The organism is Actinomyces respiraculi, from assembly GCF_014595995.2.
Taxonomy (GTDB): domain Bacteria; phylum Actinomycetota; class Actinomycetes; order Actinomycetales; family Actinomycetaceae; genus Actinomyces; species Actinomyces respiraculi.
The window spans coordinates 1,064,565-1,087,880 of record NZ_CP063989.1; the positions used below are offsets into that span (position 1 = coordinate 1,064,565).

The window sequence follows — 23,316 nt, forward strand, 5'->3', positions numbered from 1 at the left end:
AATAACCTAATCTTAGGCTACCCTTCCCACCCGCCCCGCACCTGTGATCCTCGTCCTCAGCGCCCGTGGGGTAGCCCCCACGGTGAGGCCGTGAGCGAAACCGGCCCGGAGGCGGGCATGGGGGAGGGGAGCAGGGCGTTAGCGTTGGCGTCAACGAACACGAGAGGACTGACGTGAGCGAGCACTTCACGCCCAGCGCCGCCGACGGCCACGGTGCCGGACTCGGCCTGACCGACTCCATCTACAACCGTCTCCTCAAGGAGCGGATCATCTGGCTCGGCTCCGAGGTGCGCGACGACAACGCCAACGCCATCTGCGCCCAGATGCTGCTGCTTGCCGCCGAGGATCCCGAGCGGGACATCTACCTCTACATCAACAGCCCCGGCGGCTCCGTGACCGCCGGCATGGCCATCTACGACACCATGCAGTACGTCCAGCCCGACGTCGCCACCGTGGCCACGGGCATGGCCGCCTCCATGGGCCAGCACCTGCTGAGCGCCGGCGCCAAGGGCAAGCGCTACCTCACCCCTCACGCCCGCGTCCTCATGCACCAGCCCTCCGGTGGTGCGGGCGGCTCCGCCACGGACATCCGCATCAACGCCGACCTCATCATCAAGATGAAGCAGGAGCTCGCCGAGATCACGGCCGCCAACACCGGCCACACCGTCGAGCAGATCATCGCCGACTCCGACCGCGACCACTGGTTCAGCGCCCAGGAGGCCCTCGAGTACGGCTTCGTCGACCACATCGTGTCCTCCGCCCGCGAGATCCAGCAGAACGGAGAGAACTGACATGACGAGCTCCCGCCCCTACGTCGACGCCATGGCGCGCCAGCTCGACGCCGCCGGCACCGCCCCCGCGGGCCTGCCGGCCGCGCGCTACATCATGCCGCAGTTCGAGGAGCGCACCGCCTACGGTTTCAAGCGCCAGGACGCCTACTCCAAGCTCTTCGAGGACCGCATCGTCTTCCTCGGGGTGCAGGTCGACGACGCCAGCGCCGACGACATCATGGCCCAGCTCCTCGTCCTGGAGTCCCAGGACCCCGACGGCCTCATCACGATGTACATCAACAGCCCCGGCGGCTCCTTCACCGCCCTGACGGCCATCTACGACACGATGCAGTACATCAAGCCGCAGTTGCAGACCGTCTGCCTGGGCCAGGCCGCCTCCGCCGCCGCCGTCCTGCTCGCCGCCGGCAGTCCGGGCAAGCGCCTGGCGCTGCCCAACGCCCGCATCCTCATCCACCAGCCCGCCATGGAGGGCGTGCAGGGCCAGGCCTCCGACATTGAGATCGTCGCCGACGAGATCGACCGCATGCGCTCCTGGCTCGAGCAGACGCTCGCGGCCCACACCGGCCAGAGCGTCGAGAAGGTCCACCACGACCTCGAGCGCGACAAGATCCTCACCGCCGCGGCGGCCCAGGAATACGGGCTGGTCGACCAGGTGCTCGTCTCGCGCAAGACCCCGCCCTCGCCGCACTCGGCCTGAGCAGGCCCCGGCGCGCCACTGAGGTGGGGGCCCGACGACGCAGGCCGCGTCGTCGGGCCCCCACCACACCACGGGACCCGCCCAGGGCCTCGACGGCTCCGGGCCCGCACCGACGATGACCCCGTGCCGACGATGACCGGCGCGCCCCTCCCCTGCCGGGGTCACCGCCCCGTAGGCTGAGCAACGTCCCCGCGCAGGGCGGGACGGAACCGGAGGAAACGTGGCACGCAGCGCTGAGAGCGTCGACCTTCTCAAGTGCTCCTTCTGCGGCAAGAGCCAGAAGCAGGTCAAGAAGCTCATCGCCGGGCCTGGCGTCTACATCTGCGACGAGTGCATCGAGCTGTGCAACGAGATCGTGGACGAGGAGCTGGGCGAGTCCGGGGCGGGCGTGCCCCTTGAGCTGCCCAAGCCCCAGGAGATCTTCACCTTCCTCAACGAGTACGTCATCGGCCAGGAGAGTGCCAAGCGCGCCATGAGCGTGGCCGTCTACAACCACTACAAGCGCGTCCAGGTGCGTGAGCGCGCCGTCGCCGAGGGTGACGGCCTTGAGCTCGGCAAGTCCAACATCCTCCTGCTGGGCCCCACCGGCACCGGCAAGACCCACCTGGCGCGCACACTTGCCCGCTACCTCGACGTGCCCTTCGCCATCGTGGACGCCACCGCCCTGACCGAGGCCGGCTACGTGGGTGAGGACGTGGAGAACATCCTCCTCAAGCTCATTCAGGCTGCCGACGGCGACGTCAAGCGGGCTGAGAAGGGCATCATCTACATCGACGAGATCGACAAGATCGGTCGTAAGAGCGAGAACGCCTCCATCACCCGCGACGTCTCCGGTGAGGGTGTCCAGCAGGCCCTGCTCAAGATCATCGAGGGCACCACCGCGTCCGTCCCGCCCGGGGGAGGGCGCAAGCACCCCCACCAGGAGTTCCTGGAGATCGACACCACGAACATCCTGTTCATCGCGGCCGGAGCCTTCGCCGGCATCAAGGACATCGTGCGCCAGCGTCGGCGCAAGGAGTCCGGTGCCTCCTCCCTCGGCTTCGGCGGGGTTCTCGACCAGAGCGGCACGCAGGGCCTGACCTCCCAGGTGCGCCCCGAGGACCTGCACAAGTTCGGCCTCATCCCCGAGTTCATCGGCCGCCTGCCCGTCATCGCCACCGTCCAGGACCTCGGCGTGCCCGAGCTCGTGCGTGTCATGACCGAGCCGCGCAACGCCCTCGTCTCGCAGTACCAGTACCTCTTCAGCCTCGACGGCGTCGAGCTCGAGATAACGCCTGAGGCCATCGAGGCCATCGCCCGCCTGGCCCTGGCGCGCAAGACGGGCGCCCGAGGACTCACGAGCATCGTGGAGGAGGTACTGGGCGACGCCATGTTCGAGGTGCCCTCCATGCCGGAGGTCGGCCGCGTCGTCGTCGACGCCGACGCCGTCACCGGGCGCTCGCGGCCCCGCTACGAGGCGGGCTCCGGGACCCTGACCTCCACCAGCAAGGGTGAGCGGAGCCGCTCCGCATGAGCACCCAGGCGGCCGGTCACGCCAACCCGCAGGAGCCCCGCCCCACCCATGGGGCGGAGCGCGTCGAGGCGTCCGCCGAGAGCGTACCGCCCCAGCTGGCCGCCTACCGCACCACCATTGACAACCTCGACGCCGCCCTCGTGCACCTGCTCGCCGAGCGCTTCCGCTGCACCCAGCAGGTCGGCCTGCTCAAGGCGGAGCTCGACCTGCCGCCGTCGGACCCGGCGCGCGAGGAGCGCCAGGTGCGGCGCCTGCGCGCGCTGGCCGAGGACTCCGGGCTGGACCCGGTTTTCGCGGAGAAGTTCTTCGCCTTCATCGTCGCCGAGGTCATCCGCCACCACGAGGCGATCCGCGACGCCCACACACCCGCCTGACACACCCGCCTGAGACGAAAGACCGGGCCGGGCTACGGGCACTGTGGGGACACGGTGCCCAGGGCCCGGCCCCCGTCTCAGTCGTGCCCTCCGGGGCCTGAGGGCACCCGGGTGTAGAGCTCGTCGATCTCCTTGTCGAAACGGGCGACCGCCTCGGCCCGACGTACCTTGAGCGAGGGCGTCAGCAGCCCGTTCTCCACCGTGAAGTCCGTGGGCAGCACCGTGAAGGTGCGGATCGACTCGGCGCGCGAGACCGCCTCGTTGGCGCGCGCGACCGCCCTCTCCAGGGCGGCGAGCACACGAGGGTCCGTGGAGGCATCCACCGGGTCCAAGGGCTCCAGACCGTGGGAGGACAGCCACAGGGGCAGCATCTCCGCATCCAGGGTCACCAGGGCCCCGATGCAGGGACGGTTGTCGCCGACGACGAGCACCTGGCTGACCAGGGGGTGCGCCCGCAGGCGGTCCTCCAGGAGGGCCGGAGCGACGTTCTTACCACCGGCGGTGACGATGAGCTCCTTCTTGCGCCCCGTGATGCGCAGGTGCCCGCCGGGAGCGAAGGAGCCGATGTCGCCGGAGCGGAACCAGCCGTCGTCGGTGAAGGCTTCGGCGGTGGCCTCCTCGTTGCGGTGGTAGCCGCGCAGCAGGCCGATGCCCTGGATGAGGATCTCGCCGTCCTCGTCCAGGCGGATGCGTGTGCCCGGCAGCGGCAGGCCGACGGAGCCGATGAGGATGTCGTCCGGCGGGTTGACCGTGCACGGAGCGGTGGTCTCGGTCAGGCCGTAGCCCTCGAGGACGGTGACGCCGGCGCCGCGGTAGAAGTGACCCAGGCGCTCACCGAGGGGGCCGCCGCCGGAGACGACGTGGCGCACCCGCCCGCCCATGAGGCCACGCAGCGTGCGGTAGACGAGGCGGTCGAAGGTGGCGTGCTGGGCGCGCAGGGCGCGGCTGGGTCCCTCATGGGTGTCGAGGGCGCGCGAGTAGGCGATGGCGGTCTTGGCCGCCATGCGGAAGATCTTCTGCTTGGCGCCCTGGGCGCGCGCGTCGGCGGCGTTGTAGATCTTCTCGAAGACGCGGGGCACGGCCACGACGAAGGTGGGGCGCAGGGTCGCCAGGTCGGTCACGAGGTTCTTGACGTCGGGGGAGTGGCCCATCACGCCGTGGTCGGAGCAGACCACCGTGACCTCGATGAAGCGGCCGAGCACGTGAGCCAGGGGCAGGAAGAGCAGCAGGCGCACGTCCGTGCCGCCGAGGACCTCGGGCACGTGGGCGCAGGTGTTGTAGCCGATGCCCACGAGGTTGTCGTGGGTGAGCTCGGCTCCCTTGGGGCGTCCGGTCGTGCCGGAGGTGTAGACAATCGTGGCGAGGTCCTCGCTTGTGAGGCGGGCGGTGCGGGCGTCGAGCTCGGCGTGGTCCACGCCCTTGCCCTGGGCCATGAGGTCCGTGACGGCGTTCTTCGACAGGGTGAGGATGTCGAGTTCGTGCAGGCTCGTGCCGGGCTCGGCGGCGTCGGCCAGGCCGTGCAGCATCGTCTCCATCGCCTCGTTCTCGACGACGGCCAGGCGCACGCGTGCGTCGGTGAGGATCCATTCGGCCTGCTCGGCGGAGGAGGTCTCGTAGACGGGAACGACGACGAGGCCGGCCTCCCAGGCGGCGAAGTCCACGAGCGTCCACTCAAAGCAGGTGTGCGCCATGATTGCGATGGTGTCGCCCGGCGTGAGGCCGCGTGCGACGAGCCCGGCGGCCACCTCGCGCACCTGGGCGCGGAAGGCGGCGGCGCTCATGTCGCGCCAGCTCTTGCCCAGGGAGGACTTGCGGGCGAAGAGGGTGCCGCGGGGGTTGCGGCGCGCGCGCTCGGCCAGCGCCCAGGGCGTGGTCATGCCGGCGTGGACGGGAACGAGCAGCCCGGTGGAGTACTCCCGGGCCGTGGCGGGACGACGCCCCGGCGTCTCGGGGGTGGGGACGACAGGGGATGCGGTCATAGGCACCAGTGTGGCCCGTCTCCTGTGCGCGAGGGGCGGTGAACCCATCAGGTATTGGGACACACGTCCTGTGGAATCCACGGGACGTGTGCCCCGGCGCACTCCCCACCGTCGGCTCAACCGTCCTGCGGGCCCTTGCGGGTGGAGGCGTAGATGTCCGCCACGGCGTCGGCGTGCACGCGCATGACCTCAGCGCGCTTGACCTTGAGCGAAGGCGTGAGCAGGCCGTTGGCCTCGGTGAAGTCCGTCGTGAGCACCCGGTAGGCGCGGATTGACTCCGCGCGCGAGACGGCCCGGTTGGCACGCGCCACAGCCCGGTCGAGGGCGGCGAGCACCTGGGGGTGGTGCGAGGCCTCGACGACGTCCATCTCCGCAAGCCCGTGGTTGACCAGCCACTGGGGCAGCATCTCCTTGTCGAGGGTGACGAGGGCGGCGATGAAGGGCTCGCCGTCGCCGACGACGACGACCTGGCTCACGAGCGGGTGCCCGCGCAGACGGTCCTCAAGGATCGCCGGGGCGACGTTCTTGCCGCCGGCGGTGACGATGAGCTCCTTCTTGCGCCCGGTGATGCGGATCCAGCCGTCGTCGTCGATGGAGCCGATGTCACCGGTGCGGAACCAGCCGTCATCGGTGAAGGACTCGGCGTTGGCGGCCGGGTTGTTGTGGTAGCCGGAGAAGACGCCCAGACCCGTGACCTCGAGCTCGCCGTCGGCGCTCACACGGACCTTGTTGCCACACACGGGCGGACCGACGGTACCGATCTTGTTGCGGATGTCGAGGTTGACGCTGGTGGGGCCGATGGTCTCGGTCAGGCCGTAGCCTTCGAGGATGATGAGGCCCAGGCCCCGGTAGAAGTGGCCCAGGCGCTCGCCGAGCGGGCCGCCGCCGGAGATCGCGTAGCGGGCGTTGGGTCCCAGGAGCGCGCGGATCGTGCGGAAGACGAGCCGGTCCGCCGCCGCGTGCTGCGCCTTGAGGGCGGCCGAGGGACCCTGGGGGGTGTCCAGGGCGCGCGAGTAGGCGATGGCGGTCTTGGCCGCCCAGCGGAAGACCTTGAGCTTGGCGCCGGAGCCGGCCTTGGCATCGGCCGCGTTGTAGATCTTCTCCAGGACGCGGGGCACGGCCAGGACGTAGGTGGGGCCGAAGGCCTTGAGATCGGGCAGGAGGGTCTTGGGGTCGGAGTGGCCGAGGACCCCATTGCCCGCCAGGGCGAGGGTCTGAAGGAAGCGGGCGTAGGAGTGCGCCAGCGGCAGGAAGAGCAGCAGGCGGGTGTCCTCTAAGAACAGGACATCCGGGATCCACCGCACCCCGTTCCACGCCAGTCCCGCGACGGTGCGGTGGGTGAGTTCGACGCCCTTGGGGCGACCGGTGGTGCCGGAGGTGTAGATGATGGAGTAGATGTCCGAGGCGCTGATCCCGGCGGTGCGAGCGTCCAGGGCCGCACGGCTGATCTCGGCGCCTGCGGTGGTCAGGTCGGTCAGGGCGTCGCGGTCGAGCGACAGGATGTCGACGCTGTGGGCGTCCTCATGGGCGGTGGAGTAGGCGGCCACGGCCTGGCGGACGATCTCGGCCAGGGCGGTGGACTCGGTGATGACCAGCCTCAGGGCGGAGTCCTCGACGATCCACTCGATCTGCTCGGCGGAGTCCGTCTCGTAGATGGGCACGGAGACGAGGCCGGCACGGGCGATGGCCATGTCGAGCAGCGTCCACTCGTAGGAGGTGTGCGCCATGAGGCCGACGGCCTGGCCCGGCTCAAGCCCCAGACCCATGAAGCCGGAGGCGATGCGGGCGACCTCCTCGCCGAAGGAACGGGCGCTGATGGGAACCCACGTGTTGCCCAGGGGGGACTTGCGCTCGATGATCGTGCGCTCGGGGGCGCGCTCGATGCGGCCGGCCAGCAGCCACGGGATCGTCCAGGACTCGTCCGGCTCCGCAATCAGGGGGCTGACGGCGACGCCGGCGATGACCCGGGGCGATCCGGCCACTGACGGAGTTCCGGTGGACATAGGGGCGTGCTTGGCGGAGGAGTCGGTCACCCGGGCATTCTTTCAGCACCCGTCAGGGTCGCGCACGGGGCACACCGAGGAAAGCCCCCCACTCTTGGAGGAATCCACGGGGCGCCACAAGGAGGTGGCGGCTCACTTCGCAGGCTTGGCCGGCGGCTCGCCCAGGACGTGGGCCGTGACGACGACGGCGGGGGCCGCCTCGCCGTCGGCCGGGGTGGCCGTGGTCAGTGTGAGCGGACCGGTGACCTTCGCGGCCTCAACCAGGTCCGCACGCACGGCCTCGACCGCCGCCGCCAGGTCCGGGGCGACCGCCAGGGTGACGGACTCGATCGGCGTCTTCTGGCTCACCTTCGCCTCGGACTTGACCTTGCGCAGCGCGGCCAGCGCCAGGCCCGCGTGGCCCACGAGCGCGGCCGGGGCGTTGCCGGCGGCCTCGCGCAGGGGTGCGGCGGTCGGCCAGGTGGAGCGGTGCACGGAGCCGGTGCGGTACCAGGACCACACCTCCTCGGTGACGAAGGGCAGGAAGGGGGCCAGCAGGCGCACGAAGGTGTCGACGGCGATCGCCAGGGTCGTGCGCGCCGAGCGCACCGCCGTCGGCTCGTGGGCGGCGCCCTGGTCGTTGGCGCGCTCCTTGACGAGCTCGATGTAGTCGTCGCAGAAGGTCCAGAACAGCGACTCCGTGGCCTCCAGGGCGCGGGCGTGCTCGTAGCCGTCGAAGGCGGCCGTCGCCGTGTCCACCACGTTCGCCAGGGCGGCCAGCAGGGCCCGGTCGATGGCCTCGGTCACCTGGGAGCCGTCCAGGCTCGGGGCCGGGACCGCCGCCAGGGCGGCCTCGTCCGCGTCCCACGGCACGCCCATCGACAGGGCGAACTTCGAGGCGTTGAGCACCTTGATGGCCAGGCGTCGGCCGATCTTGATCTGCGTCTCCTCGAAGGCGGGGTCCAGGCCCAGGCGGGCGGAGGCCGCCCAGTAGCGCACGGCGTCGGAGCCGTAGGTGTCCAGCAGGCCCTTGGGGGTGACGACGTTGCCCTTGGACTTGCTCATCTTCTTGTGGTCCTTGTCGAGGATCCACCCGGAGATGCCTGCGTGCCTCCACGGCAGGGCGCCGAACTCCAGGTCGGCGCGCACGACGGAGGAGAAGAGCCAGGTGCGGATGATGTCCTGGCCCTGGGGGCGCAGGTCCATGGGGTAGACGCGGTTGAAGAGGTCCTCGTCGTCGAGCCAGCCGGAGACGAGCTGGGGCGACAGGGAGGAGGTCGCCCAGGTGTCCATGATGTCGAGCTCGCCGACGAAGCCGCCGGGCACGCCGCGCTGGTCCTCGCTGTAGCCGGGGGCCGGGTCGGAGGAGGGGTCCACGGGCAGGGCGGCCTCGTCGGGGACGATGATCTCGTCGTACAGGGGCCGGCCCTCGTCGTCGAGCTTGTACCACAGGGGGAAGGGCACGCCGAAGAAGCGCTGGCGCGAGACGAGCCAGTCGTTGTTCAGGCCCGTGACCCAGTTCTCGTAGCGCACGCGCATGAAGTCCGGGTGCCACGTGAGGGCGCGGCCGCGCTCGAGCAGCTCGGCGCGAAGGTCTGTGCCGGAGGCCGGGTTGACCCACTCCTTGCCGCCGTTGCGGATGTACCACTGGCGGGAGGTGACGATCTCCAGGGGCTTGTCGCCCTTCTCGAAGAAGTTCGTCTGACGCACCGTCTTGGTGGGCTCGCCGCGCATCTCACCGGTGGCTGCCAGGCGCTCGACGAGGGCGGCGCGGGCGGAGAAGGTCGTCTTGCCGGCCATCTGGGCGTACATGGCGCGACCGGCCTCGTCGGTGATCCACTCGGGGGTCTCGGCCTCCAGGCGGCCGTCCTTGCGCAGGATCGCGCGCAGCGGCAGGCCCAGGTCGCGCCACCAGTCGATGTCGGTGGTGTCGCCGAAGGTGCAGCACATGGCGATGCCCGCGCCCTTGTCCTTCTCCGCCGCCGGGTGCGCCAGCACGGGCACCTCGACACCGAAGACGGGGGAGGCGACCATCTGGCCGAACAGCGGCTGGAAGCGCTCGTCGTCGGGGTGGGCGACCAGGGCGACGCAGGCGGGCAGGAGCTCGGGGCGCGTGGTCTCGATGCAGATGTCGGCGCTGCCCTCGGGTCCCTGCTCGACGGGGGCGCCGGCGGCCTTCGCGGAGGCGGCCGCCTCGGCGTCGACGACGTGGAAGGCCAGGCGGTGGTAGTGGCCGGGGTACTCGCGCGACTCCAGCTCGGCCTGGGCGACGGCCGTCTGGAAGGTGACGTCCCACAGGCCCGGGGCGGCGGCCTGGTAGGCCTCGCCACGCGCGAGGTTGCGCAGGAAGGCGGCCTGGGCGACCTTGCGGGCGCGCGGGCCGATGGTCTGGTAGTTCTGCCTCCAGTCGACGCTCAGGCCCAGCTGGCGCCACAGGGCCTCGAACTGGGCCTCGTCCTCGACGGTGAGGCGCTCGCACAGCTCGACGAAGTTGCGTCGCGAGACCGGCACCTGGTCCGCGGCCTTGATGGACCTGCCCTCGCCGCCGGTGTGCGGGGGCTCGAAGTCCGGGTCGTAGGGCAGCGTCGGGTCGCAGCGCACGCCGAAGTAGTTCTGCACGCGGCGCTCGGTGGGCAGGCCGTTGTCGTCCCAGCCCATCGGGTAGAAGACGGACTTGCCGCGCATGCGCTGGTAGCGGGCGACGGTGTCGGTGTGCGTGTAGGAGAACACGTGGCCCACGTGCAGGGAGCCGGAGACCGTCGGCGGAGGCGTGTCGATGGAGTAGACGTCCGCGCGCTCGGCGGAGCGGTCGAAGGCGTAGGTGCCCTGCTGCTCCCAGCGCTCACCCCAGGTGGCCTCCAGGCCGTCGGTGCTGACCTTCGCGGGCACGCGGGGGCTGTGGAGCTCGGAGGGCAGCAGGCGGCCGGAGGATGAGGGGGCAGCGGCGTGGCTCATGGGGGTCTCAGACATGGAGCCGATTCTGTCACGGCGCGGCCGGAGCCCTCGACGCGCCCCGGTGTGAGGTCGGCAGAGCGCGGCAGGGTTGTTGATGACGAGAACCCGATTCGGGGTTACGAAACGCCCAACGATTGGTACGATTGTACTACTCAGGGTCGGGGAGGACCCGGACCGGTGCTGGGCAGCAGTCAAGGAGGATGCGCATGGAGGAGCAGCCGGTGGGACACAGGGAGCCAGCGAGTGGGGTGCAGACCATCAGCACCGTCAGCAACGCTGACACGGACGTGAGGGACCGGCTGCGCGAGCTCACCGAGCAGGCCGGCGTGCTCAACCGCAAGAACGCCTCCCTGGCCAACGCCCTGAGGGCGGCCCGCCAGGAGCTGGCGGCCCTCCACGAGGACGTCAAGGCTCTCCAGCTGCCGCCTCTGGCCCACGCCACCGTCCTGGCCGTCGACGCCACCGAGCGCACCGCCGACGTCTCCATCGCCGGACGGCGCCACCGGGTGGGTGTGGGCCCCGCCGTCGTGGCCTCCTCCCTGCACCCGGGCGACGATGTCGTCCTCAACGAGCACCTCGTCATCACCACCACCTGCCCCTCACCGCGCTTCGGCGAGGTCGTCACCGTCAAGGAGACCTACGACGACGGCACCGTCCTGGTCTTGGCCCGCCACGACGAGGAGCAGGTCCTCACCCTCTCGGCGACCCTGACCGACCACCGCCCGCGGGTGGGCGACGCGCTCGTGGCCGACCTGGCCGTGCGCATGGCGCTGCGTCCCGTCGTGCGCTCCGAGGTCGAGGAGCTCGTCCTGGAGGAGGTCCCCGACGTCGGCTACGGCGACATCGGGGGACTGGGCGAGCAGATCGAGCTCATCCGCGACGCCGTCGAGCTGCCCTTCCTGCACCCTGACCTCTACCGCGAGCACCGGCTCACCCCGCCGCGCGGCGTCCTGCTCTACGGACCGCCCGGCTGTGGCAAGACCCTCATCGCCAAGGCCGTGGCCGCCTCCCTCAGCGCCGGGGGGCGCGGTGAGGCCTACTTCCTCAACATCAAGGGCCCCCAGTTGCTGGACAAGTACGTGGGAGAGACCGAGCGGCGCATCCGCGTCATCTTCGCCCGCGCCCGGGAGAAGGCCGCCACCGGGGTGCCCGTCGTCATCTTCTTCGACGAGATGGACTCCCTGTTCCGCACCCGCGGCTCCGGGCGCTCCTCGGACGTGGAGACCACCGTCGTCCCCCAGATGCTCGCCGAGATCGACGGCGTCGACGAGCTCGACAACGTCGTCGTCATCGGCGCCACCAACCGCGAGGACATGATCGACCCGGCGATCCTGCGACCGGGGCGCCTCGACGTCAAGATCCGCATCGGTCGGCCGGACCGGAACGGGGCGGCCGAGATCCTGGCGACCTACCTCACGCCCGACCTGCCGATCAGCGAGGAGCTCCTGGATGCCCGCGGCGGCGCGCAGGGCGCGGTCGACGCCCTCATCGAGCAGGTGGTCGCGACCCTCTACACCCGCCGACGCGCCACCGAGATGGTGGAGCTCACCCACGCCGACGGGCAGGTCGAGGTCCTGCACGTCGCCGACCTCGTCAGCGGCGCCATGCTCGCCAACATCGTCGACCGGGCCAAGAAGGCGGCGGTCAAGGACCTGGTCACCAGCGGCAGGCGCGGCCTGACGCAGGAGCACCTGCGCTGCGCCGTCATCGACGAGATCGTGGAGAACGAGGGCCTGCCCGCCACCGTCCACCCCGACGACTGGGCGCGCGTGAGCGGGCGGCGCGGCACCCCGGTGGTGTCCATGAGCGTGCTCCAGCGCGACCGGGAGGAGTGAGGGAGATGGCCGCGCCCACCAGCCCGCCGCGGGCCGTCGGCCGCGAGGTCACGGTCATGGGCATGGAGACCGAGTACGGCATCCTCGGTGCCGAGCCCGAGGACGTCGTGGCGGCCTGTCTGGAGGCCGAGACCGAGCAGGGGCGCTGCCCGGGCGTGCGCTGGGACTACTCGGGTGAGTACCCCCTGCGCGACGCCCGCGGCTTCGAGGTGGACCGCGCGGCGGTCGACCCTTCCATGCTCACCGACGTTCCCGGGGGCGCTTCCGTGGAAGGCCCCGTCCCCGGGCGCCTGCGCACCACCGTCGTCGCGCGCCTGACCGCCCAGGAGGAGGCCTGGCAGCGCGGCACGGCCACCTGCCCTGCCAGCGGTGGGCGCCTGTACGTCGACCACGGGCACCCCGAGTACGCCACCCCCGAGTGCACCGGGGCCGCCCAGGCCACCCTGGCCGACCGGGCCGGGGACCTCCTCGTCGCCCGCGGGGCCGAGCTGCTGCGCCGTCGCGGCGTGCCGGCCCGCCTGTTCAAGAACAACGTCGACGGCAAGGGCGCCACCTACGGCACCCACGAGAACTACCTCGTGCCCCGTGCGATCGACTTCGACGACCTCACCCAGGCCCTCGTGCCCCTGCTCGTCGTGCGCCCCCTGCTCGTGGGCTCCGGCCGGGTGGGCACCGGCGCCGTCTCGACGGACACGACCTTCCAGATCAGCCAGAGGGCCGACTACCTGGAGAAGGTCGTGGGCCTGGGGACCACGGTGGACCGCCCCCTGGTCAACACCCGCGACGAGCCCCACGCCGACCCCGAGCGCTGGCGGCGCCTGCACCTGGTGGCCGGGGACGCCAGCAGCTTCGACACGATGACCTGGCTCAAGCTCGGCATGACCTCCCTCGTGCTCCAGGTCCTGGCCGACGGCGTCCCCGAGGCCTGGCGCCGCCTGCGCCTGGCCGACCCCGTGGCCCAGGCCCGCGAGGTCTCCCGCGACACCCGCCTGCACGGTGCGCTCGAGCTCGCCGACGGGCGACGCCTGAGCGCCCTGGAGATCCTCGAGCACTACCTCGACACGGTGCGCAGCCACCTGGGGGACCGTGGACGCCCCGCACCGGCACCGGCGGGCGATCCCCTGGGCCCGAACCTCGCCGCCCTGGCCGACGGCGCCGATGCCGACGGGGTCGAGACCGGCGCGGTCCTCGCCTTCTGGCAGGCCTCGCTGCGCGAGCTTGAGGCGCTGCGCGCCCACGACGGCGACCCGGCGGACCCGGACGCTCCCGCCGGGCACCTGGAGTGGGTCGCCAAGCAGCGTCTCCTGGACGCCACCGCACGCCGCCACCCCGGGGCGGGCGACGTCCTGCACGCCGTCGACCTGGCGTGGTCCGAGCTCTCTCCGGCCGGGCGGGGCCTGGCCGAGCGGGTGCCCGCCGGCGCTGCCGCCCGGGGCGGGCTCGACGACCACCTGCTGGAGGCCGCCCTGGGTGAGCCACCCGCCACCACCCGGGCCTGGCTGCGCGGTAGGCTCGTAGGCGCCTTTCCCGGGCAGGTCGTCGCTGCCGGCTGGCACTCCATGGTGCTGGAGACCGGTGAGAAGGACCAGCGCCGCCTGCCCCTGACCGACCCCCTGTCCTTCACCCGCACCGCCGCGTCACCGGCTGTTGAGGGCGCCGCCGACGTCGTCGAGGTCCTCAACCGGCTCACGGGCGAGTCCCTCGACCGCCTGGCACCGCCCCCCGCAGGCGCGACCCGTACCGCCACCCCGTCAGGAGAGCAGACATGAGTGAGTTCGCCCAGCCGTCCCGCAGCCGTCAGGACGACCCCCCGGCTCCCGACGAGGACCCCACGCCCCCGCCGGCCGGGCCCGCCCGCGGCCAGGGACTGGACTCGGTCCTCGACATGATCGACGACGTCCTGGCCGTGGACGCGCAGGAGTTCGTGCGAGGCTTCGTGCAGAAGGGCGGCCAGTGAGCGCCAGTGTCCCGGGGCCGCGTGTCACCGGCCTGGAGACCGAGTTCGGTGTCCTGTGCGCTCCCGCCGGGCCGGCGGAGCCCGCGAGCACCGACCTGCCGGGCATCGAGCAGGCGGCCGCGCTCATCTTCCGCCACCGCCCGGTCGGCTACCGCAGCACCAACCTGTTCCTGCCCAACGGAGGGCGCCTCTACCTCGACATCGGCTCCCACCCCGAGTACGCCACCGCCGAGTGCCTGCGCGTGCGCGACCTCGTTGCCCAGGACCAGGCCGGGCGCGCGATCCTGGTCTCTATGGCGCAGCAGGCCGCCGCGGGCCTGGCCCGCAGGGGGATCCGAGCCCGCTTCCACCTGCTGGCCAACAACACCGATTCGGCTGGCCACACCTACGGCTGCCACGAGAGCTACTCCGTGCCCCGCCACCTCATCGGTGACGGGAACGGGACCGAGGGGGGCGGTTCCGGGCGCTCTGAGGCCACGATGGCGGTCCTCACCTCCTTCCTGGCCACCCGCCCCGTGCTGGTCGGCTCCGGCAGACCGCTGCGGCCCGGTGCCGCAGGCAGCATCCCGGAGGCCCAGGGACCGCAGGACGAGGATGCCTGCTGGGGCCTGTCGCCGCGCGCGCCGCACCTGAGGTCCCTCACCTCCGCCGACACCACCGGCGAGCGCGCCCTCATCAACACCCGCGACGAGCCTCACGCCGACCCCGCCCGCCTGCGCCGCCTGCACGTCACCTGTGCCGACACCACCATGGCCGAGCCCGCCACCGGCCTGCGCAGCGCCCTCACCCTCCTGCTCCTGGACGCCCTCGAGGCCGGCTGGGACTTCACCGACCTCGTCTTGGTCGACCCGTTGGCCACTCTGTCCGCGCTGGGGGACAGCGCCTGGGGCGACGTCCTCGCTGTCACCGGCGACGGGAGGCGCCTGAGCGCCGTCGACGTCCAAGAGGCCTTCCTGGAGCGGATGAGCGACTACCTGCACGAGGCCGGGGTTCCCGAGTTCCTGCGCGGCGCCGAGCACCTGGTGGAGGACCTGGCCCCCCGCGTCGTCTCCGCGCTGCGCCACCGTGATGCCAGCGCCATCGACACCGAGATCGACTGGGCCGTCAAGCGGCGTCTCATGCGCGCCCAGCGCGAGCGCCACCCCCAGCTGTGCGGCCAGGCGCTGGAGACCCTGCGCTCGCGGGTCGACCTGGCCTACCACGACCTCAACGCCGAGACCGGGCTGAGCCCGCGCCTGACCGCCCAGGGGGCCATGACGCGCCTGTGCGAGCCCCAGGAGGTCGAGGACGCCCGCCGCACGCCCCCGGCCACGCGCGCCGCCCTGCGCGGCGCCTTCGTGGAGGCCTGCCTGGAGGTGGGCGCCGACTTCTCGGTGACCTGGGAGAGCCTGCGCCTGGACTCGCCGGCCACCGCGCCCCTCGACCTGCCCGATCCCCTGGAGACGGTCAACAAGGCCGCCGAGTCGCTCACACGGCGGGTGCGCGGCCTGCGCCTCGAGCAGATGCGCCGCATCAACCTCGTGGGGCGCGGCGGCCTGGGGGCCCCGGGCTGAGCCCCGTGCCGCCCCGGCCGGGTCGACCGGCCGCGGCCGGGGTCCTCAGGCCCCGGCGGGCGCGGGCACCGGCAGCAGGCCGCCACCGCCGTGGATCGAGCGGCGCGCCAGGACCCCGGCGGCCACGACGTCACGGGCCGTGCGTGCGCTCGTGCGCGGCGCTGCGCCGTCGAGGACCGCGGCGGCGAAGTCGGCGAGCATGGCGGCGTCGTGCGCACCCGGTCGGCCCTCGCATACGGGCGCTCTCGTCCCCGCGGAGGGGGCGTCCGTGAGGGGGATGATGTGCAGGTCAGGCACGGCGTCGAAGCCGTGGCGGCGCCGGTTCCACACGAGGACCTCACCTGCGCCGGCCGAGTCCCCGACGTTCTCCATCCGGCCCGCGTCACCGATGACCGTGTAGGAGCGCCAGTAGTCCGGGGTGAAGCAACACTGCTGGTAGGCGCCGAGCATCCCGTTCGCGCACACGAGGTTGACCAGGGACAGATCCTCGACGTCCATCGCCGGGTTGACGTCCGTCAGCGCCGACGGCGGCCAGTGCGCGACGTCGTTGACGACCTCGGGCACGGGTGCGTCCTCGGGCTGGGGGACGCAGGAGTGGTAGACGGCGTTAGTGCCGATGGCCTGCACCGCCTGGATGCTCGTGCCCAGCACATGGCTTATGGCGTCGAGGCCGTGTCAGGCCTTGTGGACGAGCAGTCCTCCTGAGCGCGCCGACTTGGCGTGTGCCAGTTGCGGAAACAGTTGTCACCGCCGCGACCCACGAAGTGGCGCACCCAGCAGGAGCGGGGTGTGCCGATGAGACCGTCCTGCACGACCTGGCGCATGAGCTGAACCATGGGCATGAAACGCATGTCGTGCCCGGGGTACAGCAGCCGGCCCGAGGAGGCAGCGGCGGCCGTGCCCGCTGGCGTGACGATCGTCCGTTAAACGGCAGCGGTCAGTCGTTGCGGTCGGACCGCAACGTAAGTAGCGCGCCGATAGAACACACTGCGAGTGCGATCATCGGCCCCGCAATCAACGCGATGCTCGCGGGAGCGTGCGTGAGAAACAATGTCAACCTGACGTCACCGAGCTTCGGACCCGATGTGGTCACGAGATGCTCGATCGAGGCCGCCGCAGTGCGTGTACCGCCGTCCAAATCCTCCTGAACGACGAGTGTGCGCCATAAGATGAACAATGAAGAAACCGCCCCGCAAATCGCGCAAAGCACAAGCGATACGCCGAAGCTCGCGTGGCTGCCGAACGGATGATGTAGGGTGAGGTAGCCGAGCGTGATGTACAAACATGACAGGATGGAAACGAAAGTCAGTCCCCGCGAGGTGGCGCCGGAGACGATGCCGTTGAGTGGAAGAGTCAATGTGATTGCGCCTCCGAGACCGACTGCGGATTGAAGCGCTCCCGACCATTCAGGGGCGCCCAGCGAGTTTGCGAACCAGACGAGCATCAAGGGTGATGTCACGAAGATAGAGGTGAGAGCATCCAGTGCAAGCGCAGAACGAGTGCTTCGACGCGAAGTGATAATGCGCAGCGAACCGATAAGGGGACTCCTTTCGCTCGCAAACATGTCCTTCGGCAATGAGCCGAACGATCCGGCGAGCCAAACCAGAAGACCGCCACCTACAATGCCGAGGATAAGCGTGAAGGCATGGACTGCGCGCATATCAGTAGAAACCCAGAGCAACGAACCCAGCGCCGGCCCCGAGAGTATGCTGATGTAGTAGGAGAGCTGAAACAACTGAAGCGCAGCGGTGCGGGTCTCTCCCGTGTAGAGAGCGAACGGAAGCGAGCGCCTAACCGGAACGTAAAAAGAGTATGCGATAGCCTGGAATCCGGAGGCGAATATGAGAGTAATGACCGCGATTGAACTCGGCGTCTGGTACAACGCGATTCCCGTAGCTGCTATGCAGCATACGCTCCCAACGTATGTGATCGCTACCCTCGAGCGCAGGGTGGAGAATCGCCGAACGGCGCCACCCGTGAGCGCGCCGAGCAGCGATGCGCAGAACAGTACTATCGCCAGTAGGCTGACTGTCGCGGCAGAGGCGCCTCCGCTGACCAGGACGACCGGACACATCCACTTGTAGACGACGTTTGACATCCCGAACATAAAGTCGCCGACGAGGTACCGTCCTCCGTGCCCCAGGTGGCGAAATTCCTTAATGGTACCCACAAGATCATTCCCTCATCGATCGAGCGTGATCGATCGGTACAATGAGACCGTCTGATTGGCAATCTCGTGCCACGAACAGTTACGGGCGACCCACTGCCGTGCCGCCATGGCGCGAGCATTCATGTCGGAACGATGGGAGATTGCGTACGATATACCTTCCGCCAGACTTTGGGCGTCTTCACAGTCAACAAGTAGGCCGCGCTCTCCGGCGCCGAGCTGCGCAGGAATACCGCCGGTGTTCGAGGCAATGAGCGGTGTGGCTGCCGCCATTGCCTCCAGCGTGACAAGAGGGTACGCGTCATACCGGCTCGGGACAACGCAGAACTCGGCGGTGCTGAGTATTTCAGATATATGTTCCGGTGGTACGAATCCATGGAACTCGACTCGGGCGTGGGTGTCCAGCTGGCGGGCGCGTTTCTCCAGCGACTCCGCAAGGCTGCCGCGACCGAAAAAATGCACCTCGATTGCCGACGCAGTGCTATCGTCAAGCACGTGCAGGGCCTCAACAAGGAGGTCTGCGCCCTTTGCGCGATCCAGGCGACCGACGAACACAATTCGTCCAGGTATTCTGGGGCCGTAGTTGTCGCGATCGGGAATATCGACGCCATTTGGAATCACGTGCAGTTTGGTGTTGTCGCTCAACTCGCTTTTGTACGAGTCGACACTGTTTCGCATCTCGTTAGAAACCAAGATCACTGCATCGGCATTTGAGAAGCCGGCGCGCTGAAGTTCATCGACATACTGATAGAAAAGAGCGCGGCGCAGATCAGCGGGGTTCGGGTTCTTGATCAACGGATGCATCGAGTGCTTCGTGATGACCAATCGAGCGTTGTGTCGATAAGCCAGTGCTTGTGCGCCAATGATAGCGCGATAGTCGTGTGCGTGGATGACGTCCGGAACGAATCCGCCGAGTTCGACAACGGCGACGCCCGCCGCTTTCTGAAGCTCAAATAACATATTGGCCAGCGGTTTGTCGCCGCATTCGTGAGTGGGGCCGAAAACCGGGGCAACGCGCACGGTCTGGCCTGCGCGGTCCGTCGGCCATGTGCTCACAACGCGTGAGTCCACGCCGGCACGGATAAGAGATTGATGGAGCCGATCGACGTGCATGCCGATTCCTCCGATGAGGTCAGGAGGATAGTCGGGTGTGACGTGTAGAACTTTCATGATCGGACTCCAAAATCAGGCTAAAGTACGGGCGTGTCGGATTCTAAAATGGCCTCTAGTGATATAACTAAATATGTGTGGGGGATGTATCGCGGCGTTTTGTTCGCGTTGTTTTGGTCTGCGACTTCTTGAATATGGTGAAAGACCGCCGACCTTAGTCTGTTAATGCGCAAGGTCTCCTCTTGATGTTTTGGTGAACCTGGCCTTTCGAAATCGGTCTTGAATTGATGGAGAAACGATCTAGCCGTATCAGATTGGTGGCTTTTTCGGTTTGGGGGTCTGGTGGTGGAGTAGCTTCTGGGGCGGGTGAGGGCGTGTGGGGTGGTGGGTGTGGGTTGAGGTCCCCGATGATTGGTAGCTGCTAAGACCAACCTGATCACAGAGATCTCGACATGACTAACACTACCTTCATAGCCCCTGATCTTGCTGGTTTCTTGGCCTTGGACGCCCTGGGGACGACCGTGCCCGGCATGCGTGTGGTGGATGGCGGTGGTGCGCTGGTGGAGTGCCGCATAAGGGTGGCTGAGGAGGACCCGTTCTGTAGACGGTGTGGGGCCGAGGGTGTGGCGGTGGGGACCGTCGCGAGTCGGCTGGTGCGTGTGGATCGTCCCGGGTTTTGTGGAGGGTGTGTGCTCACGCTGCGGCGGGTGCTGTAGCGAGGTTCTGATGGTAGGCGGTCTCGGCCTGGGTGGGGCAGGTCTCGTGGGTGTTGGCCCGGTGGGGGCGGGTGTGGTGTGGTTGGTGCCAGTGGCCCCATGAGGCGGTTGCGGCCTCGGGGTTGTCGCGTCCGCGCCACGAGCGCGACGCGGACGAGCCCTCGCTCGATGGGGCTTGCTTGAGGGCCTGGGCGGCCGCGTTGTCCCAGGGGGAGCCCACAGCCCCGGGGCAGGCCACCGGTGCCCCCTGGTCCACCAGACGCTTCCGGGTAGCGGAGCCAGCAGGTGACTTGGAGTCGTGGCCGTGGGTGGTGCACCAGTCCTTTCAGCCACCGGCCCTCGCGGTCCTTACGCTGCCAGATGGCCTGCTCCAGCGCGACCGGCACGAAACGCGGTGCCGCGTGCGGCTGCTGGTGGCCCAGCCGACGATCTTTCGGGAGGTGCAGGCCCCTGTGACGAACGCCGCGGTGGCCCAACCCCGACCAGGTCCGGATGGTGGCGGACGTCGACCACCCACCGCTGGTTGGGGCGTCATGCGGTCAAGGTCGCGGCGCGAGCAGGTCCCCTTGGGGGACTCGTGAGCACACCGCGGGCCTGGTGGTGCGGAACAGGGCGCCCCGGCCCGGTACCCGTCAGAGCGAGAGCACGGCGTGCGCTGCACCGGCCATGGCACCGGGCCGCCCGTGGCTGCCCGGGGACCGGGCGTTCACAGGGCTGCCAGGTCCTTGCGGTGAGCCGACAGACCTGGCTGGTACGGCTTCTGCCCCAGGGAGGTGACCCCTGTCGACCCCGGGGCCGCGTCGCTTGAGTGACCTGGCTTGGCCCACGGCTGCGCGCTGCGCAGGTCAGGTGGACGGCGGCGGTCATCAAGGCCCAGGGCCCGGTCCGCGTCCCGGCAGAGACGGCCGGCCCTGGTGCTCCTGGTTGTGGGCCTCGACGCACCTGGCAGATCAGCGCCACGGGCGGTACGGGCACCCGCCGCGGTGGACAAGCCGAGGGTGTGTTCAATGTTCCGTGTAAGCCCTTCTGGAAGGACTGACACTGATGACTGTGACTGATGACAAGACTGGTCCCGCTGGTGGGCGCGATGTGGTCGAGGAGCTGCGTGCCTCGGGTGAGCTGGACGGCCTGCTTGAGCGGATAGACTCTGGCCAGGTGGCCCTGACAGGCTCTGACGGGCTGCTGCCGGCGCTGCTCAAGGAGGCCTTGGAGCGGGGCCTGCAGGCCGAGTTGACCGACCACCTGGGCTATGAGAAGGGCGAGCACGCCGGCCAGGCTCGTGGTAACGCCCGTAACGGCACCACGGCCAAGACGATCAGCTCCGAGGTCGGCTCGATGCGGTGATCGAGGTCCCTCGTGACCGGGCCGGCAGCTTCACGCCGCGGCTGGTGCGTACGGGCCAGCGGCGCATGGACGGGCTGGACGCGATGATCATCAGCCAGGTGCGCAGGCGGGATGACGGTGCGCGACATCCAGCACCACCTGGTCTCCACCCTGGGCGTGGAGCTGTCGAGCGGGACGATCTCCAAGGTCACCGACGCGGTGTGCGAGGCGGTCCAGTGGGTGGCAGCGCCGCCCGCTGGAGGAGTTCTACCCTGTCATCTACCACGGGCGCGATCCGCGTCAAGGTCCGCGCCGACCACAGGGTCACCTCCCGCTCGGCCCACATCGCCGTGGGCGTGGACATGGAGGGCGGTCTTGCACGAGCCCTGGGCATCTGGGTGCAGGTCGAGGAAGGCTCCTCCTTCTGGGCGCACGTGTGCGCCGAGTTGGCCAACCGGGGAGTGGCGGACGTGCTGATCGTGTGCTGCGACGGCCTGGTAGGACTGCCCGAGGCCGTCGAGGCGACCTGGGAGCGGGCCTGGGACCGGTTCACCCCGTTCCTGGCCTTCGGGCCGATGCTGCGACGAGTCATCTACACCACCAACAGTATCGAGTCACTCAACTACCAGCTGCGCAAGGTATCCAAGAACCGCGGCAGTTTCCCCAGTGACGCCGCCGTGGTCAAGCTGCTGTGGCTGGCGATCTGCGACATCGAGGACAAGCGGGCGCGCGAGCGCGACAAGGAGGCCGGGCTACGCGCCGACAAGCGCAGGGCCAAGGGCAGACTCGTACAGGGCCAGGTCACCACCGACTGGAAGCAGGCCCTGTCCCAGCTCACCGCCGCCTACCCCGAACGAGTCGCCCCCTACCTCTGAACAACCCCGTTTACACAGAGAACTTGACAGGCTCCAAGCCGACGCGGTCCTCAAGATCGCGTTGGCCCGTCTCAGCCCGCGGCTGACGGCCACCGGGTCGGCGAACGCGCTCGCCCGTCCCGGGCCGGCCTCCGGCGCCAGGCCCGGGCCCGACGGACCCAGCCGCGCAAGGTCACAGACGGTTGACACCAGTGCTGGTCACCGATCCTGTTGAAACCGCCCCTGGCCCGCTCAGGGTCCTCCAGGGCGTCCAGGCACAACCGGACAGCACGCACCCCCGTGCTCCTGCGGGAACTGCCTTCCCTTGGTACAGGCACGGTCATCATCCTTGACCTGGAACCAGACCCACCACACCACACCCGGGACGATCCAATGCGTCCCCGCCGTCATCGCCCGCCACGCCCGCCGCACCATCTTGCGCTACAAGGCCGACCACCCCTGGACCGACCGCCTCCTCGCCGGGCTCAGGCACCTCCAGGCACTTCCCGCCCCATAGCCGCCCAGCCCCCACCCCTCCCGTCCCTCACCTGAGAAAGACCTCCCGGCCCCCGGAAGGGCCCGACAACCGCGACCCGAGACGCGGCAGACCGTCACCCCCAACCGGCACAATCAGCCCCACCACACCGGCAACGACGCAACCCCAGCCCCACTCAACCAGACGATGAAAGATCGGGGCTGGGCAAATTGCCCATCCTGTATCATAACGCACTCGTGGAGCCTACAGTGAATCCCCTGCAAGTCACCCCGACACCCATCGACGGGTTAGCCGTGTTGCACGTCAAACGTGTCCACGAGGGACGAGGTGAAATACGTGAACTATACCGAGCCTCGGCTTACCGCGATATCGGTATCGGCGTATCGTCGTGGGCTCAGGTTAATTTGACTCGAACTGTCTATGGGGCTGTTCGAGGCCTCCACGCCGAGAACATGTGCAAACTCATTACGGTTGCGCAAGGCGAGGTGTTCGGCGTATACGTGGACGTTCGAGAGCAAAGCCCTACCTTTGGCAATGTTTTCTATCGATCGATAGTCCCTGGAGTGCAGGTTTTCGTCCCACGCGGCGTCTGCAACGGGTTCCAAGTTGTGAGTCAAGAGGGTGCAGAGTATCTATACATGTTTGATGACGAGTGGAAACCAGGAATGCCCGGGAGAGCGTTGACACCCCTGGACGAATCCTTGGGGATTCCGTGGCCGATTCCCGTCGACCCTCTCAACCGTACTCAGATTTCCGAGAAGGATGCCGCCGCACCAACCTTCCAGGACCTCCACTCAGAGTTGAGCAAGAAAGTGGCTCTATAGTGCGCCCGACGACGTTACCGAAAGGCGTATGGGGTCACCAATTAGAATTAGTTAATGCCGATGAACGGACTGCGATTCGAAAGACCTTCTCTTCTCTCGGCTGTGATCAATACAACTATCCAGCATTGGATGTGTCGCGTGAGGAGTTGACTTTTTCTCTGTCGTAGGCCAGAGACACGCGGCGAGGATA

General features: G+C 69.0%; 16 protein-coding genes and 1 pseudogene. 11 read left to right on the forward strand and 6 right to left on the reverse strand.

The genetic code is table 11. The features are described from left to right. Positions 1–173 precede the first annotated feature (173 nt). From ID810_RS04395 to ID810_RS04410, 4 genes are all read left to right on the forward strand, one after another. Positions 174–791, forward strand: a complete 618-nt coding sequence (locus ID810_RS04395; protein WP_166855494.1) for an ATP-dependent Clp protease proteolytic subunit — start codon at positions 174–176, stop codon at positions 789–791. 1 nt (position 792) lies between these two features. Then, positions 793–1,488, forward strand: coding sequence for an ATP-dependent Clp protease proteolytic subunit (locus ID810_RS04400; protein ID WP_166855492.1), 696 nt, complete (start codon positions 793–795; stop codon positions 1,486–1,488). Positions 1,489–1,708: 220 nt separating this feature from the next. Continuing rightward, on the forward strand, positions 1,709–3,001 hold the full coding sequence (clpX, locus tag ID810_RS04405; RefSeq protein ID WP_166855490.1) for an ATP-dependent Clp protease ATP-binding subunit ClpX: 1,293 nt from the start codon (positions 1,709–1,711) through the stop codon (positions 2,999–3,001). Continuing rightward, positions 2,998–3,375, forward strand: a complete 378-nt coding sequence (locus ID810_RS04410) for a chorismate mutase (RefSeq protein ID WP_166855488.1) — start codon at positions 2,998–3,000, stop codon at positions 3,373–3,375. Before clpX ends, ID810_RS04410 begins: the two co-directional genes overlap by 4 nt. Positions 3,376–3,452: 77 nt before the next feature. Here the strand turns inward: ID810_RS04410 and ID810_RS04415 are convergent, their stop codons facing one another. The 3 genes from ID810_RS04415 to valS all read right to left on the reverse strand — a co-directional run bounded on the left by ID810_RS04415 (position 3,453) and on the right by valS (position 10,306). Next, positions 3,453–5,354 carry an AMP-dependent synthetase/ligase gene (locus tag ID810_RS04415; RefSeq protein WP_166855486.1) on the reverse strand — a complete coding sequence of 634 codons (1,902 nt, stop codon included), beginning with the start codon at positions 5,352–5,354 and terminating at the stop codon, positions 3,453–3,455. 116 nt (positions 5,355–5,470) lie between these two features. Next, a complete protein-coding gene (locus tag ID810_RS04420; RefSeq protein WP_166855738.1) occupies positions 5,471–7,357 on the reverse strand; it encodes an AMP-dependent synthetase/ligase in 1,887 nt (628 codons plus the stop codon). 132 nt (positions 7,358–7,489) lie between these two features. Next, a complete protein-coding gene (valS, locus tag ID810_RS04425; protein WP_166855484.1) occupies positions 7,490–10,306 on the reverse strand; it encodes a valine--tRNA ligase in 2,817 nt (938 codons plus the stop codon). Positions 10,307–10,497: 191 nt separating this feature from the next. On the opposite strand from valS, the gene arc reads away from it, so the two are divergent. Genes arc through ID810_RS04445 form a run of 4 tightly spaced genes read left to right on the forward strand, consistent with a single transcriptional unit; the run spans position 10,498 to position 15,636 of the window. Then, the gene (gene arc / locus ID810_RS04430; RefSeq protein ID WP_166855482.1) at positions 10,498–12,126 is read left to right on the forward strand and encodes a proteasome ATPase; all 1,629 of its coding nucleotides are present in this window, start codon (positions 10,498–10,500) and stop codon (positions 12,124–12,126) included. Between the two features lie 5 nt (positions 12,127–12,131). Further along, positions 12,132–13,895 (forward strand): proteasome accessory factor PafA2 family protein, encoded by a 1,764-nt coding sequence (locus ID810_RS04435; RefSeq protein WP_243856528.1) that lies wholly within the window; start codon positions 12,132–12,134, stop codon positions 13,893–13,895. Further along, positions 13,892–14,083 (forward strand): ubiquitin-like protein Pup, encoded by a 192-nt coding sequence (locus ID810_RS04440; protein WP_166855480.1) that lies wholly within the window; start codon positions 13,892–13,894, stop codon positions 14,081–14,083. Before ID810_RS04435 ends, ID810_RS04440 begins: the two co-directional genes overlap by 4 nt. Then, positions 14,080–15,636 (forward strand): proteasome accessory factor PafA2 family protein, encoded by a 1,557-nt coding sequence (locus ID810_RS04445; protein WP_166855478.1) that lies wholly within the window; start codon positions 14,080–14,082, stop codon positions 15,634–15,636. The genes ID810_RS04440 and ID810_RS04445 overlap by 4 nt, the downstream gene beginning before the upstream one ends. Before the next feature lie 45 nt (positions 15,637–15,681). On the opposite strand, the gene ID810_RS04450 is transcribed toward ID810_RS04445, so the two are convergent. The 3 genes from ID810_RS04450 to ID810_RS04460 form a co-directional block, all read right to left on the reverse strand. After that, positions 15,682–16,287: a hypothetical protein gene (locus ID810_RS04450; RefSeq protein ID WP_166855476.1), complete on the reverse strand. Its 606-nt coding sequence runs from the start codon at positions 16,285–16,287 to the stop codon at positions 15,682–15,684. A 286-nt stretch (positions 16,288–16,573) separates the two neighbouring features. Next, the gene (locus tag ID810_RS04455) at positions 16,574–17,806 is read right to left on the reverse strand and encodes an MFS transporter (protein ID WP_166855474.1); all 1,233 of its coding nucleotides are present in this window, start codon (positions 17,804–17,806) and stop codon (positions 16,574–16,576) included. A 12-nt stretch (positions 17,807–17,818) separates the two neighbouring features. Beyond that, complete coding sequence (locus tag ID810_RS04460) at positions 17,819–18,973, reverse strand: glycosyltransferase family 4 protein (protein WP_166855471.1); 1,155 nt, start codon at positions 18,971–18,973, stop codon at positions 17,819–17,821. 1,700 nt (positions 18,974–20,673) lie between these two features. Here ID810_RS04460 and ID810_RS04465 point away from each other — a divergent pair. From ID810_RS04465 to ID810_RS12795, 3 genes and pseudogenes are all read left to right on the forward strand, one after another. Then, positions 20,674–21,827 (forward strand): annotated as a pseudogene (locus tag ID810_RS04465) (IS256 family transposase). Between the two features lie 328 nt (positions 21,828–22,155). Further along, positions 22,156–22,323: a hypothetical protein gene (locus ID810_RS04470; protein ID WP_166855388.1), complete on the forward strand. Its 168-nt coding sequence runs from the start codon at positions 22,156–22,158 to the stop codon at positions 22,321–22,323. A 227-nt stretch (positions 22,324–22,550) separates the two neighbouring features. Next, entirely contained in the window at positions 22,551–23,126 is a 576-nt protein-coding gene (locus ID810_RS12795; RefSeq protein ID WP_196781521.1) for a dTDP-4-dehydrorhamnose 3,5-epimerase family protein, read from the forward strand. The last annotated feature ends 190 nt before the right edge of the window (positions 23,127–23,316 follow it).